Consider the following 254-nt stretch of genomic DNA (forward strand, 5'->3'; position numbering starts at 1 on the left):
GATGACCTGCACATTGCTGAGATCGGCGAGAACCGTGTAGTTCAGGTTGATCTGTTTGATCGTCCCCATCTCGCCCGCGATCACGACGAAATCGCCGATCTTGATCGGGCGGAACAGGATCAGCATGCGCCCGCGGCCACGTTCGACAGGGTGCCTTGCAGGGCCAGACCAATCGCCAGACCCGCCGCACCGATGACTGCCACGACCGAGGTCGTTTTGACCCCGAAGGTATTGAGGACAAAGAGAACGGTGAA

At 59.1% G+C, this 254-nt stretch carries 1 pseudogene; it reads right to left on the reverse strand.

Going from position 1 to position 254, the window contains the following annotated elements:
* Positions 1–254: pseudogene (locus FCK22_RS18350) on the reverse strand (mechanosensitive ion channel domain-containing protein); the annotation flags it as partial.

Origin of the sequence: Sulfitobacter sp. 15WGC (assembly GCF_005068605.1) — a bacterium.
Classification (GTDB): Bacteria; Pseudomonadota; Alphaproteobacteria; order Rhodobacterales; family Rhodobacteraceae; genus Sulfitobacter; species Sulfitobacter faviae.